Consider the following 15,566-nt stretch of genomic DNA (forward strand, 5'->3'; position numbering starts at 1 on the left):
GTCAGCTTGCCGCGATGATGCGAGCGGCCTCCCGGGCGTTGGCGATACGCGGTCCCATGCCCGCGTCATTGATCGTGGCCAGTCGCGGCTCCAGCTCCTTCAGGTGACCCTCGGCCGCGGCCAGGGCCGCCTCACGCTCGGCGCCTGACAGACGCACGGCCTTCTGCAACCAGGTTTCAGCCATGCACACGGTCAGCTCGGCCCATTCGCCCAGATTGCGATCGGCCGTGGAGATGGCCCTCGCCCGCTCGAACGTGGCCAGCGCCAGGTCGTAGTTCGACAGGTCCGGTTGCAGATCAGCGGCGATCCGGATGGCCTGGCCTTCGAAATAGAGGCTGCGCGTGTACAGCGCCGGGCTGGCCGCTGCATCGACGGCCTGGGTCGCGGTGCGGGCGTGCTCCACGGCCTTTTCAGCCGACGCTCGGCCCTCGGCATCCTCGGCCGCCGCCAACTGACCATAGGCGCTGGCCAGTTCGCCATGCAGGCGGATCCAGGCGTCGTTGAACTGATCGCGGTCGATGGCGGCGAGCGTCTGTTCCAGCACGGCGATGCCTTCGCGTCGCGCGGCCGCGTCATTGGTCAGGCTGGCCACAAGACCGAGGGCAAGCGCGCGATTGCTCTGAGCCTGTCGCCACAGCCGGGGCTCCGCCTCGCGATCGATACTGGCCGCTGCCTGGGCCATGGTGTCGGCGCCCAGTCGCGCCAGCGCCGCATCCCGTTTGACGGACGCCGTGCGGGCCAGGATGACGCCGTAGTTCAACACGATCGCCGCGGACGGCGCTTCCACGCGCGGCAGCAGGTCGCTGTATATGGCCAGGGCCTCGTCGCGCGCGCCCATGTCGCTGCCCACGGCCGCTTGGTCTGACAGCGCCGCGGCCAGCTGGAAGCGCCGAGCGTTCTGGCGCTCATCTCCGGATGGCGTCGCATCGGCCGCCGCACGCGCCACGGCTGCCGCTTCCGCCACGATGACCGGGTCGTTGCTGACGCCGCCCAGACGACGGAGGGCATGCGAGAGGTCGTCCTGCGTATCCAGCCAGTCGTCCAGCCGCTCCTCCCTCGACACGAGCGGGAGAGCCTCGTCTCGAAGAACCGCCACGGCGCGCGTCAGAATCGCCGCATCCCCCGCGTCCCCTCCGGCTTCGGTCAGGGAATCACCCTGTCCCTTCAAATAGCGCCAGCGCAGCTCTCGGTTCTCGGCAGGGATCAGGGCCGCCGCCTGGGCGTAAAGTTCCGCGGCGCCCAAGGCGTCGAACGAGGCCCGCCGCACGACCGCCCGCTGAGCCAGAACATTGGCCTCCTGCGTGGAGACCGCCTCCAGCTGCCCTTCCAGATTGGCGCGTGCGGACCCGAACTGGTCCGCCGCCGCCGCCAGCTTGGCTTCGGCGAGGTCGAGATCGCCTTCGTCGATCGCCGTCTGCGCGGCCTCCAGCAGCGGCGATACCGCTCGCGCCAACCGCATCGAATCCAGCTGAACCAATTGCTCCTCGAGCGCCCCGATCCGGGCCTTGGCTTCGGCCAGCTCCCCGGCGCGTTCGTCGATCAGGCGAATGATCTGGGCGGGATCGGTGGTGGTCAGCCGGGCGCCGAGCTTGCCGGCGATCGTCCTTACCGCGGCGGCCGAGGTGTTCCTCGCGCGCGAGATCCTCTGGATGTCGCCTTCCAGCGCCTGCAGTCGCGTCCGCTCCGCCGCCGACAGCGGGCGGTCCCGCATGGCCGGCAACTGCGCGGCCGCCGGCAGGGCGGTCAGAGCCACGACGAGAGCCAGCAACAGGCCGCCCCCGCGAACCGTCCACGACATCATCGGCTTGACCCCTGCCCCGTTGGCTCGGACCTTATCTCGCGCTGAGTCTCATGCCTAGCTTGAAAGCCGCCGTTATGTGGAAGCGTCTCCCGCCCTCATGGCACACAGCAACCCTGCGCCGTGTCGCGGCCGCAGGGCTGGTATTCACCTTGGCCGCCTGTTCCGGCCCCAGCGACGAGTCCTCCGCCGCCCCGCCGCAGCCCGCGCGTGAGAAAACGGATGCCGAGCGGCAGGCGCTACTGGCCTCCCTGCCCGCGCCCTACAGCGCCGGCGATCTGGAGAACGGGCGTCGCGTGTTCGCCCGCTGCCGGTCCTGCCACACGATTGTCGAAGGGGGCCCGAACATGACCGGACCCAATCTGTTCGGCGTCTTCGGCCGAACCGCCGGGACCCACCCCGGCTACACCTACTCGAACGCCGTGCGGCAGGCCGGATTCGGCTGGGACGCCGAGCGGCTGGATCAGTGGCTGACACGCCCGCGCGACTTCCTGCCCGGCAACAAGATGAGCTTCGCCGGCATTCCCATGCCGGACGAGCGCCGCGACCTGATCGCCTATCTCAAGGTCGAAACCGGCTATGCGCCGATGCCCGCCGAAACGCCCATCGCCGAAGCCGACGCCCCGGCGACTTGAGCTCTACTCGGCCGCCTGGGGAAGCGGATCGTTGGCGGTCTGCTCCTTGGCTTCCCACTCCTCGATCTTGCGGGCCGTGAATTCCGGCGACTTGGTGAACCGCGCCAGGGCGCCATAGATCACCGGCACGATGAAAAGGGTCAGCAGGGTGGCGAACAGCGCCCCGCCAAAGATCACCACGCCGATGGTCTGGCGGCTGGCCGCGCCCGCCCCCTGCCACAGCACCAGAGGCAGGGCGCCGAAGGCGGTGGCGATCGAGGTCATGATGATGGGCCGCAGGCGCAGCGCCGAGCTCTCAACGATGGCCTCCTTGATCGATCGGCCCTGATCGCGCAGCTGGTTTGCGAACTCCACGATCAGGATGCCGTTCTTGGCCGCCACCCCGATCAGGATGATCAGCCCGATCTGGGAATAGATGTTCAGGCTGGAGCCCGCCATCAACAGGCCGAACAGCCCGCCCGCCGCCGCCAGGGGCACGGTCAGCATGATCACCGCGGGAGTGATCCAGCTCTCGAACTGCGCCGCCAGCACCAGGAACACCAGCAGCAGGGCGAAACCGAACGCCGCCAGCACGGCGCCGCCGGCCTCGCGCTGGTCGCGGGCCGCCCCACCCCAACGCAGCGTGGCCACGCCCTGGGGCTGTTGCGCCGCCTGCTCGGTCAGGAAATCCACCGCCTCGGTGATGGTGTAGCCCGGGTTCAGGTCGGCCTGCAGGGTGATGGCGCGGGCCCGATCGAGGCGCCGGCGGTCCGGCGTGTCGCCCGTGGTCTGAGTGGTCGTGACCGACGACAGCGGCACCAGAGCGCCCGTACCGGTGCCGACGTAAAGGCGCTCCAGGTCCTGAACGCTGCGGCGGTCCTCAAGATCGGTCTGCAGGATGACGTCGTACTCCTGGCCGCCCTTGATGTAGGTGGTGGCGCGGCGCGACCCGAACATGGTCTCCAGCGTGCGCCCGATGTCCTGTGAAGACACGCCCGCGGCCGCCGCCTGCTGCGGGTCGACGTCGACCAGCAGGCGCGGTGAGTTCGGCTCATAGTTCAGGCGTGGCCGCGAAAAGCCGGGATTCTGCAGCGAGGCGTTCAGGATCGGCTGAAGCCACCGGAACATCGCCTCGTAATCCGAGCCGGTGACGATCATGTCGACCGAATTGCCGCCGCCCCCGCCGCGGAAGGCGCCGGGCGTCGAGGCGTTGACCTGTGCCGAGGTCTGATCGCGCAGGCGCTGGTTCAGCTCCTGGGCGATCTCGTCGGCGGAGCGCTCCCGCTCGCTCCAGTCGGCCAGGGTGATGATGGCGTTGCCGCTGCTGAACCCGCCGCCCCAGCCGGGCGCCGAGATCATGGTGCTGTCGGCCTCTCCGCTCTCGCGATATTCGGCCAGCAGGGGTTCGAGCCCCAGCATGATCTCGCGGGTGTAGTCATATCCTGCGCCTTCCGGCCCCTGCACCCGGACCATGACGCGGCCCCTGTCCTCCTGGGGCACCAGTTCGTTGGGCAGGGTCATGAACATCCCGACAGCGCCCAGCGCCACCACCAGGGTCAGCACCGCCACGCCGATCACCGCAACACGCGCGCCGACCATGGCGTTCAGGCTGTCCTGATAAGAATTCTTGAGCGCATCCATCGCCTTGTCGACACGGCGAGCCACCCAGCCCGAGCCTGACGCCGGCCTCAGGATCTTGGACGCCATCATCGGCGACAGGGTCAGGGCCAGGAAGGCCGAGAAGAAGATCGCCGCGGCGATGGCGGCCGCCAGCTCGACGAACAGCCGTCCGACATAGCCCGGCAGGAACATCAGCGGCGCGAACACCGAGATCAGCACGACGGTCGTCGCCACCACCGCGAAGAATACCTGGCGCGCCCCGCGTTCGGCGGCGACCAGTGGCGGCTCGCCCAAGTCAATGCGACGCTGGATGTTCTCGGTCACCACGATGGCGTCATCGACCACCAGGCCAATGGCGAGAACGAGCGCAAGCAAGGTGAGCAGGTTCAGCGAAAAGCCCATGGGGGCCAGCACGATGAAGGTCGCCAACAGACAGATCGGGGCCACGATCGAGGGGATCAGCGCCGCCCTGAGCGTGCCCAGGAAAATGAAGTTCACCAGCGCCACGAGAACCAGCGAGATGCCGATGGTGATCCACACCTCGTCGATGGCGTGGGAAGTGAACACAGAGTTGTCCGAGCCGACCTCAAGGGTCGTCCCCTCCGGCAGGGTCGGCTGGATCTCCTCCATTAGCTCGCGCACGCCGTCGGAGATCTCCAGGTCGTTGGCCTGGGCCTGACGGGTGATGGCCAGGCCGATCTGGTCCATGCCGTTGCCGCGGAAGGTCCGTCGATCTTCCTCCGGCGCCTCCTCAACCCGGGCGACATCGCCCAGACGCGTGACATAGCCGCCGGCGCCCCCGGTGGTCATCATGCCGCCGGAACCCATCGCCTGGTCGCCTGACGTCATGCCGCCGATGCCGGTCGACGACACGGGCAGGCTGGCGAAGTCCTGGGGCGTCGAATAGGCCCGCGCCACGCGAACCGTGTAGTTCTTGGGTCCGGAATCGAGGGCGCCGGCCGGCAACTCCACGTTCTGGCGGGTCAGGGCGCTCTCGACATCCGTCACGGTCAGACCGCGCGCCGCCATGGCCGCCGGATCCAGCCAGATGCGCATGGCGTAGGTCTGGTCGCCATAGATGTTCACAGCCGCCACGCCCGGCACGGTGGCCAGGCGGTCCAGCATGTAGCGGTCGGCGTAGTCGGTCAGCTCCAGCCGATCCATAACCGTCGAGCGCAGGAACAGGATGATGATCGGCGAGCTGTCGGAGTCAGACTTCGACACCTCGGGCGGGTCGGCCTGATCAGGCAGGTTCCCGACCACGCGGCTGACCCGGTCGCGGACGTCGTTGGCGGCGTCGTCGATGTTGCGGTCCAGCGAAAACTCGATGTTGACGCTGGATCGTCCGTCACGGCTGGACGAGGTGATCCGCTCGATGCCCTGGATGCCGGCGACCTGCTGCTCGACCGGCTCGGTGATGCGGCTCTCGATCACCTCGGCCGAGGCGCCGGCGTAGTTGGTGCTGACCGAAACCACCGGCGGATCGACGTCCGGCAGCTCGCGCACCGGCAAGAAGAAGAAGGACGCGAAGCCGATCACGCAGATGGCGATCGCGGCCACGGCCGCGAACACCGGACGCCGGACAGCGAGATCGGAAATCATCATGACGCGGCGGCCTTCTGGGGCGCCGCGGTCTGCGCCGTGCGCGTCTGACCGGCGGCGGGCGGCTGGCCTACGGTCACGGCCGCGCCGGGCTGGATCCGGTTCAGACCCGCCGCGACCACCTGGTCACCGGCGTCGAGACCAGAACTGATCTCGACGAAGCCGTCGGACACCGCGCCGGCCTGGACTTCCATGCGCTGCGCCGTCGCGGCCTCGCCGTTACGGGCGATCTGATAGACGAAGGCGCCGTCGCCCTCATACTGGACGGCGGCCTCGGGCACGGCGACGGCCTGGCGACGGCCTTGCTCGACCTGCACACGCATCATCATTCCGGGCCGGATGCGCATTCCGGGATTGGCGAACTCCGCCCGCGCCGTCAGGGCCCGGGTCTGTGGGTCGATGCGCGTGTCGATGAGGGCGATGCGGCCTGTGAACGTCTGACCCGGATAGGCGTCGGCTGTGGCCGTGATCGGCACGCCGGGGCTCAGCAGCGACACAAACCGCTCCGGCACCGGAAAGTCGACGCGGATCACCGAAATGTCGTCCAGCGTGGCGATGGTCGTGCCCGGATTGATCAGCGTGCCGGCCGTCACGTCGCTGAGGCCCAGGACACCGGCGAAGGGCGCGCGGATCATCCGGTCGCCACGGCGCGCCTCGGCCGCGTTCAGTTGCGCGCGGGCGGTGTCCAGCTCCGTTTCGGCCAGTTCGGCGGTGACGCGCGGCGCGATGCCCCGCTCGGCCAGCTCGGCATAGCGTTCATAGTTGCGCTGGGCCTGGGCCACCGCCGCCCGGGCCTGGATGATGTCGGCGTCTTCCTCGTCGGCCTGAAGCTCGACCAGCGCCGCGCCCGCGCCGACCGTCTGGCCGTCGGCGAACATCACCCGCGTGATCAGTTCGGTGGTCGCCGAGGTGATGTCGACGGAACGGCGTCCCCGCGCCACGCCCAGCACCGAGATCGGGTCGCTGAACGCGCGTTCGGACGCCGTGGTCACCGACACCAGCTGAGCTCGGCCGCCGGGCCCGCCCGGTCCGCCGCCGCCACTCTCTCCGTCGCCGGCGAACGCCATTCTCAACACCACGGCGAGCACCATCAGGGCGAGCACGCCGGCTGCGGCGACGAGGAAAAAGTGGCGTTTCAGCAAGGGAGGACTCGACAGAGGAATGGGCGCGCACCGCTATGCGCCGAGCACGGCCCGACGCAAATAAAGTCTATGTAACGTAGACCGTTCCGGTTTCCGTCGCCCTGCGACAATCAGAAACGGCGCCACACCGCGATCAGGGGTCCAGAGGCCGCCGGCGTCTCGCGGCCCGCCACGGTTTCGCGCCATCCGGCCTGCACGCTCCAGTCGCCAAAGCGCCTGACAACCGAGGTTTCCAGGTTTAGCCAGCGCGGGCCGCCATCATCCGCCTGGCCCGCAAAGGCCTGGCCCAAGATCATCCAATCCTCGCCGAAATGTCCGCCCAGGGTCGCGTCCAGCCGCACCTCATCGGGCAGGCCTGCGCGCATCCGCCGCGCCAGCTGCACATCCGCAAAGGATCTTTGCGGCCGCCAGCCTCCGCCGTCCGATTCGCCGAACGAGCGCCCCACGCCAACCCGGACCTCGACATCCTCGTCGCCCTGCCCCGGTGCCGCATAGCCGGCGTTGCGCCCCTCGCCGCCGTCCGCGTAGCCGACGTAGCCGCTGACCGCCCAGCGATCGTCACGCCAGGCCTGCCACCACACCCCGACCTCGATCGGCCCGCGCCCCTCATAGTCGACGAAGGCGTCGTCGCCCCACTGCCAGTCGCCCTTGATCTGCAGGGTCAGCCGGTCGGTCACGCCGTATTCCGCAAACACGCCGACCGAACTGTCGCGACGGTCCGCCGGCAGATCGCGCCGCACGCCGTCTGGATCAAAGCCCTGATCGGCGGTCATGTGCTCGGCCTTGAGAATGACCTGGGCCTCGCCGTCACCGATGGCCCACGGGCCGGCCGTCGCCGGCGTCGCCAGAAGCGCGCCCGCCATCATCGGCCCTATCCGCGCCCAACCCCCCAACGGCGCAATCCTAGGCGTCGTAGCCGGGCGACCGCCGATCCAGCTGTCTCAGCGCGCCCGGCCAGGCGAGGGACGACACGAAGCCGATCCCCTTGCCCTGCTCGCGGGTCTCTTCCTGCGCCGCGTCGGGCGCCATCAGCACGTGGTCCCGACCGACCGAAAGCGCGGCGATCTGCTGGGCACAGGCGCGCTCCAGGAAGAACATCGCGACCCAGGCCGCCGCGGCCGTCTCCCCCACCGCCAGCGTGCCGTGGTTCCTGAGCAGCATCAGCGGCTTGTCGCCCAGGTCCGCCACCAGCCGTTCGCGCTCGTCGTGGTTCAGCGCCAGCCCCTCATAGCCGTGATAGGCCACCTGATGCTGCAGCAGGCAGGCGTTCTGGCCGATCGGCAGCAACCCCTCCTGCTGCGCCGCCACGCCCACACCGGCCACGGTGTGCAGATGGATGACGAACTTCGCATCCTCGCGCGCCGCATGGATCGCCGAATGGATGGTGAAGCCCGCCGGATTGATGAAGCTCGACGTCTCCTGGACGATGTTCCCCTCCAGATCGACCTTGACCAGGGCCGAGGCCGTCATCTCCTCGAAGTACCAGCCGTAGGGATTGATCAGAAAGTGATGCTCCGGCCCCGGCACCCGGGCCGAGATGTGGGTGAAGATCATGTCATCCCACCCCTGCAGCGCGACCAGCCGGTACAGCGCAGCCAACTCGACCCGCGTCTTCCACTCAGCCTCGGACACCCGATTCTTGAGGGACACCGTCGATCCATCGGCCATGATCGCCTCCCGTGCAGCTTGCAGACTTCCCTGACCTTCTCCCCGCCGCGTCAGAGGGTCAAGCGCGCGTCGCATTGGCCGAACATGGTTAACCGGCGATTCACTTCCCTCTGGCCTCATCCTTCTCAGCGTCGCGACTCGACGCGCCCGCGTCAGGAAAGCTCCGCGTGAACGCCCCGGTCCATCTCGCCGCGCCGCCCTCGCCGACCGAGCTCGTGGCCCTGGCCCGCAGCCGCGCCCTGCCGGACCGCCAGCGCCTGCTGCTCGGCGTCGCCGCCCTGTGCGACGCCGCGCCGCCGACGCCCGGCGATCCCGGCCACGCGGTCCTGGGCGAAATCTTCCTGCTGCTGGCCGGCCAGGCCGAGCGCGACATCCGCCGCACCCTGTCCGAATGTCTGGCCGAAGCCGCCTGGGCGCCGCCGGCCCTCATCAACATGCTGGCGCTGGACGAGATCGAGATCGCCCGGCCGATCATCGCGCGCAGTCCGGTGCTCGACGCCCCGGCCCTTCTGCGTGTGCTGATCGAGACCACGCTGGATCACCAGATCGAGGTCGCCCGCCGGCCGGATCTGCCCAATGACGTCTGCGAAGCGGTCGTCGATCTGGGCCAGATGGCGGTCCTCAGCGCCCTGGCCTCGAACCCAACGGCGCGCATCGGCGACAACGCCCTCCACCGGCTGATCGAGGCGTCGGAGAAGATCGCCGCCCTGCGGTCTCCGCTCGCCCGCCATCCCCGTCTGAACGCCGCCATGGCCGAGCGCCTCTACGCCTATGTCGGCGACGCCCTGCGCCAGAGCATCGGCGAGCGTTTCAGGGTCGACGACCCGGACCTGGCCTCGGCTGTCGCCCACGCCGCGCGCCAGGCGACGCCGGCTCCGCCCGAAGCCCACGCCGCCCCCCCGATCACCGACGCCGAGCGTCAGGAGATGGACCGCCGCCTCGTCGCCAAGCTCAAGGCCTCCAATCAACTGCGCCCCGGCTATCTGATCCGCGCGATCCGCGAGGGCCGGCTCAGTCTGTTTCAACATGCCCTGGCCGAATTGGGCGGCTTCAGCGCCGAACAGGTGCGCCGGGCGATGCACTCAGAATCCGCTAATCCGCTGCTCCTGGCCTGCGCCTCCGTGGGCATCGACCGGGCGGTGTTTCCGGCCCTGCTTCAGGAAATCCGCCGTCTCAACAACGGTCTGCCCAAGGGCGATCTGCCGGCGTCCGTCCTGACCCGAGGCCTCGGCGCCGCCGCGCCTTCCGCGGCCGCCTGACGCTCCTTGCGGTTTGACAGCGGCCGCCCCGTGGGCTTGCTGTCACGCGTGACCCAGCGCCTCGCCTTTCTCGCCAGTGATCGTCCCGAGGCCCAGACCGCACGCGAGCGGCTGGTCCAGCGCTACGGCGAGCACCCGCTGGATCAGGCCGAGGTCGTGGTGGCCCTGGGCGGCGACGGCTTCATGCTGGAAACCTTGCACGCCAATCTTGACGCCATGGTCCCGGTGTTCGGCATGAACCGGGGCTCGGTCGGCTTTCTCATGAACGACTTCGGCGAGGATGACCTGCCGGCTCGGGTGGCCGCCGCCGACGAGGCCGTGATCCACCCCCTGCAGATGGACGCCGTCACCGTCGCCGGAGACCGCACTGGCGGGCTCGCCTTCAACGAGGTCTCCCTGCTGCGCCAGACGCGCCAGTCGGCCAAACTGCGTGTCAGCGTGGACGGCCGCGTCCGCATGGACGAGCTGATCTGCGACGGCGCCCTGGTCGCCACCCCGGCGGGCTCCACCGCCTACAACCTGTCGGCCCACGGCCCGATCATACCGCTGGACGCCCGGATGCTGGCTCTGACCCCGATCAGCGCCTTTCGGCCCCGTCGCTGGCGCGGGGCCCTACTCAGCCACGGCGCCGAGGTCGCCTTCGATGTGCTGGAAGCCGACAAGCGGCCGGTCAGCGCCACCGCCGACTCGACCGAGGTCCGTCGCGTCGCCCGCGTCGAGGTTCGCGAGCGCCGCGACATCGCCCTGACCATGCTGTTCGACGCCAACCGCACCTACCACGAGCGCGTCCTGACCGAGCAGTTCGCGGGCTAGGCGCCGGTGGGCCGGGACCACGGCCGATCGCCCCGATCATCCGCCGCCCAGACCGCGCGCCAATCATCTCCGTCACGCCAAAGCTCGATCGATCCGCCCCGCGCGTAATCGACGCCGTCCAGCACCAGACGCCCGTCGCAGGCGGCGGGCAGTTCGACCACCTGCCCTCTGACCGACACCACCTCGGCCGTGGCGCACAGGCCCGACAGCTGCTCCGCGTCTGGAGCCCGCCGCCCCCACCAGATGGCGAGCGGCCCCGTCTCGGTCGGCGCGCAGGAAAACCGGCCGCAGTCGAGCTCGCCCTCCGGCGGCGCCTGCAGCTGCTGCCCGCGTCGCCGCGACCACAGGTCCAGCGCGAACTCGCGCACCGTGGGGCGCACCGCCGTGGCCTGGCCGGCCTGCGTCCACGCGCCATTGGTCCCGCCGTCGCCGATCCAGATGTCGGGCGTCGGCTCGCGCGGCCACCACAGCACCGCCGTCGCCATCGGCAGGGCCAGCCAGCGCAGCCGCCCCCGCCACAGACAGATCGTCAGTAGGCCCAGAAAGGCGATCGGCAGCGCCACCGCCGGCGCCGAGGGGATATTGCGCACCGCGCCGGGCAGGCTGGAGGTCCAGGTCCCGATGGCCAGCATCAGATCGACGCACCGACCGGCCAGATCCAGGAACGGCCCGCCCAGGCCGAACGGCGTCAGCGCCGCCCCCAGCGCCAGGGCCGGCATCATCACGAAACTGGAGATCGGCGACACCGCCACATTGGCGATCAGCCCATAGACGGCCGTCCGATTGAAATGCTGCATGGCGAAGGGACCGGTCGCCAGTCCGGCCACCAGGCTGGCCGCTCCGGCCGCCAGCAACCAGCCCCAGATTTTCTGGATGGCGGCCAGCGCGAACGGTAGCTTCATGGGCTTCATCTGACGCGGCCAGGCCTCGGCCAGGGCCACTAGGGCGGCGGTGGCGGCGAACGACATCTGGAACCCCGGCTGGACGATGGACTCCGGCCTCAGCGTCAGCACGATCAGGGCCGCGACGGCCAGGGCGTTCATGCTGATCGCCCGCCGGTCCAGCAGGATGGCGATGAAGGCCACCGACGCCGTGATCGCGGCCCGCTCCGCCGGGGGCGGCCCGCCCGAGATCAACAGATAGCCGCCCACCGCCGCCAGCCCCGCCCAGGCCGCCACCTTCTTCGACGACACTCGCAACGCCAGCCACGGCCAGCCGGCCACCAGCAGCCGCGTCGCGAAGAAGACGAAGCCGCCGACGATCGCCATGTGCAGGCCCGAGATCGAGATGATGTGATACAGCCCTGAGTCCCGCATCACCTGGTTTTGCTCTTCGCTGATCCAGGTCTCGTGCCCCGTGGTCATGGCGGCGGTGATGCCGCCGCTCTCCGGGCCCAGTCTCTCGACAATCCGGGACGCGAGGTCATAGCGCATGGCGTTCAGCGCCATGCGCCAGCGCAGTTCGCGCGGCGGCTCCGGCAGAGTGGCCTCACGCGTCGGCCCTAGTCCGAACGCCGTCCCGCCCAGCCCTAGAAAGAAGGCGTTTCGACCGAAGTCATAGCCACCCGGCGCGGCCGGCGGCGGCGGCGGGTTCAGAATGGCGAACAGGCGGACGGCCGACCCCGGCGCGGGCGGCTCGCCCCGCACCGTGGCCCGCAGGCGGATCGGCGTCTGCTCGGGCTCCAGCCCGCGGATACGGACCGGCGCCAGTACCACCCGCGCGCCATTGGCTCCGGCGGAATCGACGTCCACGACCCAGCCCTCGACCATCGTCGGCTCGATCAGGGCCGGAGCGATCGGTTCGGCGACCCGGATCGTTCGATGCTTGGCCGCCGCCAGCCCCAGGGCGAAACAGGCCAGGATCATCAGCGGCACGGTCACCCCTCGCCCGAACCCCAGCCGCCGCGTCGTGATCCAGACCCCCACCGCGACCGCCGCCATCAGCGCCAGCGGCCACAACGGCGGCTCCTCCAGCAGGGCGAAATACAGCGCCGCCCCGCCGCCATAGGCGACCGGCGCCCACAGCCGCCAGCGGTCGTGCTGGGCTAGGACCTGGTCCCGGAGCCAGGCCTTGACGCGTCCGGCTATGGGCTCGCGCGGCGCAGCGGCTATAAGGACGCCCGAATTCGAGGCCCCCATGTCTGCTGTTTCCGCTCCCGTCGTCACCCGCTTCGCCCCATCCCCGACCGGCTATCTGCACATAGGGGGTGCAAGAACGGCGCTTTTCAACTTCTTGTTCGCGCGCCGTCACGGCGGCCGCTTCCTGATCCGGGTCGAGGACACCGACCGGGAACGCTCCACCCAGGCCGCCGTCGACGCCATCTTCGAGGGTCTGGACTGGCTGGGCCTCGCCACTGACGAGCCTCCGGTGTTTCAGTTCGCCCGCGCCGATCGCCACCGCGAGGTGGTGGACGACCTGCTCGCCCGGGGCGCGGCCTATCGCGACTACACCTCCGCCGAGGACACCGGCCGTCTGCGCGACGAGGCCAAGGCCCAGCGCCGCGCCTTTGTCTCCCCCTGGCGCGACCGCGATCCGGCCGAAGGCGATCCCGCCCAGCCTCACGTCGTCCGCTTCCGCCGCCCGGCCGAGGGCGAGGTCGTGGTCGATGACGCGGTTCAGGGCCGGGTCACCTGGAACGTGGCCGATCTCGACGACCTGGTGCTGCTCCGCACCGCCAAGGAGTCTGAGGGCGGCGCCCCGACCTACAATCTCGCCGTGGTCGCCGACGACCACGACATGGGCGTGACCCACGTCATCCGCGGCGACGACCACCTCAACAACGCCGCGCGTCAATCATTGATTTATGATGCGCTCGACTGGCCTCGCCCGACCTTCGCCCACGTGCCCCTGATCCACGGCCCCGACGGCGCCAAGCTGTCCAAAAGGCATGGAGCCCAGGCTGTCCACGAATACGCAGACCTCGGCTATCTGCCCGAGGCCATGCGCAACTACCTCGCCCGGCTGGGCTGGAGCCACGGCGACGCCGAGCTGTTCGACGACGCCCAGGCCATCCAGTGGTTCGATCTCGAGGGCCTGGGCAAGGCCGCCTCGCGCCTGGACTTTGACAAACTTGCCCACGTCAACGCCCACTGGCTGCGGCTGGCCGACGACGGCCGCCTGGCGGACCTGATCTCGGACACGCCCCCGACAGGCAGCGAGCGCGAGGCGCTGATGCGGGTCATCGGCCTGATCAAGGACCGGGCGAAGACGCTGGTCGAGCTCAAGGCCCAGGCCGCCTTCGCCCTAGCCCCCCGCCCGCTCACCCTCGACGACAAGGCGCGGGCCCAAATTACGGGCGAGGCCGGCGAACGCATCGCCCGTCTTCGCGACCGCCTGGCCGCTTTCGAAACCTGGACCGTCGAGGCGCTGGAGGCCGATCTCAAGGCCTTCGCCGAGGCCGAGGGCGTGGGCTTTGGCAAGATCGGCCCGCCGGTCCGTGCGGCCCTGACCGGGGGCCTGCCCTCCCCGGATATCGCGCGCATCCTGGTGTCACTCGGTCGTGAACAAAGCCTCGGGCGCTTGGATGATGCGCTGCAACACACTAAGTGAACGCCGACAACACGGCGGAACCGCGCGAGGGGCGCGGGTGTCGCCCACAGCCTAAAAGGGGGCCCGCGTATGGCCGATGACGTGAAGACCGCTGGCGCCGCCAGCCTGACCTACGGCGACAAGAGCGTCGATCTGCCCGTGCTCAAGGGCTCCACCGGCCCGGACGTGCTGGACATCCGCAAGCTCTACGCCGGCACGGGCGCCTTCACCTATGATCCGGGCTTCACCTCGACGGCGTCGTGCGAAAGCGCCCTGACCTATATCGATGGCGACGAGGGTGTGCTGCTGCACCGCGGCTATCCGATCGACCAGCTGGCGTCGAAATCCAACTTCGTCGAGGTCTGCCACCTTCTTCTGCGCGGCGAGCTCCCGACCGCCGCCCAGTACGAGCAGTTCGAGCGCGACGTCACGATGCACACCATGCTGCATTCGCAGTTCGATCGCTTCTTCGAGGGTTTCCGCCGCGACGCCCACCCGATGGCGATCATGGTCGGCACGGTCGGCGCCCTGTCGGCCTTCTATCACGACAGCCTGGACATCCATGATCCGGTCCAGCGCAACATCTCGGCCATCCGCCTGATCGCCAAGATGCCGACCATCGCGGCCCGAGCCTACAAATACCACATCGGCCAGCCGTTCGTGTCGCCGAGGAACGACCTCAGCTACTCCGAGAACTTCCTGCGCATGTGCTTCGCCGTCCCGGCCGAGGAGTATGAAGTGAACCCCGTCCTGGCCAAGGCCATGGACCGCATCTTCATCCTGCACGCCGACCACGAGCAGAACGCCTCGACCTCGACCGTCCGCCTGGCCGGTTCGTCGGGCGCCAATCCGTTCGCCTGTATCGCCGCCGGCATCGCCTGCCTGTGGGGCCCGTCGCACGGCGGCGCCAACGAGGAGGCGCTGAACATGCTCAAGGAGATCGGCACGCCCGACAAGATCCCCGAGTTCATCCAGGGCGTGAAGGACAAGAAATACAAGCTGATGGGCTTCGGCCACCGGGTCTACAAGAACTACGATCCGCGCGCCAAGGTGATGCAGGAGAGCGCCCACGAGGTGCTCAAGGCCGTCGGCGACCCCAACGATCCGCTGCTGCAGGTGGCGATGGAACTGGAGAAGGTCGCGCTGAACGACGAGTATTTCATCGAGCGCAAGCTGTTCCCCAACGTCGACTTCTATTCGGGCATCACCCTGTCGGCCATGGGCTTCCCGACCACCATGTTCACCGTGCTGTTCTCCCTGGCCCGCACGGTCGGCTGGATCGCCCAGTGGCAGGAGATGATGGAGGATCCGTCGCAGAAGATCGGCCGCCCCCGCCAGCTCTACACCGGCCCCACCGAACGCGACTACGTCCCGATCAGCCAGCGCGGCTGAGCGATACCATCCATCTGAACTTGCCGACGCCGGGGCCCGACGGGCCCCGGCGTTTTGATGTCTGAGCATGACCAAATGCGGCCAATCGGCGGCTTATCGTCCGGCGATCCCCATGCTACCCCACCGCGAC

General features: G+C 69.2%; 11 protein-coding genes. 5 read left to right on the top strand and 6 right to left on the bottom strand.

All coding sequences use genetic code 11. The features are described from left to right. Nucleotide 1 precedes the first annotated feature (1 nt). On the bottom strand, nt 2–1,801 hold the full coding sequence (locus EES48_RS05860; protein ID WP_122465441.1) for a hypothetical protein: 1,800 nt from the start codon (nt 1,799–1,801) through the stop codon (nt 2–4). A gap of 74 nt (nt 1,802–1,875) precedes the next feature. On the opposite strand from EES48_RS05860, the gene EES48_RS05865 reads away from it, so the two are divergent. After that, entirely contained in the window at nt 1,876–2,433 is a 558-nt protein-coding gene (locus EES48_RS05865) for a c-type cytochrome (protein WP_122465442.1), read from the top strand. A gap of 3 nt (nt 2,434–2,436) precedes the next feature. Here the strand turns inward: EES48_RS05865 and EES48_RS05870 are convergent, their stop codons facing one another. The 4 genes from EES48_RS05870 to EES48_RS05885 all read right to left on the bottom strand — a co-directional run bounded on the left by EES48_RS05870 (nt 2,437) and on the right by EES48_RS05885 (nt 8,444). Beyond that, nucleotides 2,437–5,634: an efflux RND transporter permease subunit gene (locus EES48_RS05870; RefSeq protein WP_205679389.1), complete on the bottom strand. Its 3,198-nt coding sequence runs from the start codon at nt 5,632–5,634 to the stop codon at nt 2,437–2,439. Beyond that, nucleotides 5,634–6,776, bottom strand: a complete 1,143-nt coding sequence (locus tag EES48_RS05875; protein WP_122465444.1) for an efflux RND transporter periplasmic adaptor subunit — start codon at nt 6,774–6,776, stop codon at nt 5,634–5,636. The genes EES48_RS05870 and EES48_RS05875 overlap by 1 nt, the downstream gene beginning before the upstream one ends. 110 nt (nt 6,777–6,886) lie before the next feature. Continuing rightward, nucleotides 6,887–7,642 carry a hypothetical protein gene (locus EES48_RS05880; protein WP_122465445.1) on the bottom strand — a complete coding sequence of 252 codons (756 nt, stop codon included), beginning with the start codon at nt 7,640–7,642 and terminating at the stop codon, nt 6,887–6,889. A 37-nt stretch (nt 7,643–7,679) separates the two neighbouring features. After that, nucleotides 7,680–8,444: a class II aldolase/adducin family protein gene (locus tag EES48_RS05885; protein ID WP_122465446.1), complete on the bottom strand. Its 765-nt coding sequence runs from the start codon at nt 8,442–8,444 to the stop codon at nt 7,680–7,682. A gap of 167 nt (nt 8,445–8,611) precedes the next feature. Between EES48_RS05885 and EES48_RS05890 the strand changes: the two genes are divergently transcribed. Together EES48_RS05890 and EES48_RS05895 are read left to right on the top strand one after the other, a co-directional pair. Then, nucleotides 8,612–9,703, top strand: a complete 1,092-nt coding sequence (locus EES48_RS05890; protein WP_240623236.1) for a DUF2336 domain-containing protein — start codon at nt 8,612–8,614, stop codon at nt 9,701–9,703. 48 nt (nt 9,704–9,751) lie between these two features. Then, nucleotides 9,752–10,516: an NAD kinase gene (locus EES48_RS05895; RefSeq protein ID WP_205679374.1), complete on the top strand. Its 765-nt coding sequence runs from the start codon at nt 9,752–9,754 to the stop codon at nt 10,514–10,516. Here EES48_RS05895 and EES48_RS05900 read toward each other — a convergent pair. After that, a complete protein-coding gene (locus EES48_RS05900; protein WP_122465447.1) occupies nt 10,513–12,654 on the bottom strand; it encodes a ComEC/Rec2 family competence protein in 2,142 nt (713 codons plus the stop codon). The genes EES48_RS05895 and EES48_RS05900 overlap by 4 nt on opposite strands. Between EES48_RS05900 and gltX the strand changes: the two genes are divergently transcribed. Both gltX and gltA read left to right on the top strand, forming a co-directional pair. Beyond that, nucleotides 12,653–14,065: a glutamate--tRNA ligase gene (gltX, locus tag EES48_RS05905; RefSeq protein ID WP_122465448.1), complete on the top strand. Its 1,413-nt coding sequence runs from the start codon at nt 12,653–12,655 to the stop codon at nt 14,063–14,065. The two genes, EES48_RS05900 and gltX, sit on opposite strands and share 2 nt — an antisense overlap. Nucleotides 14,066–14,134: 69 nt before the next feature. Next, the gene (gltA, locus tag EES48_RS05910) at nt 14,135–15,436 is read left to right on the top strand and encodes a citrate synthase (RefSeq protein WP_122465449.1); all 1,302 of its coding nucleotides are present in this window, start codon (nt 14,135–14,137) and stop codon (nt 15,434–15,436) included. The last annotated feature ends 130 nt before the right edge of the window (nt 15,437–15,566 follow it).

Origin of the sequence: Brevundimonas lutea, assembly GCF_003704105.1 — a bacterium.
GTDB lineage: Bacteria > Pseudomonadota > Alphaproteobacteria > Caulobacterales > Caulobacteraceae > Brevundimonas > Brevundimonas lutea.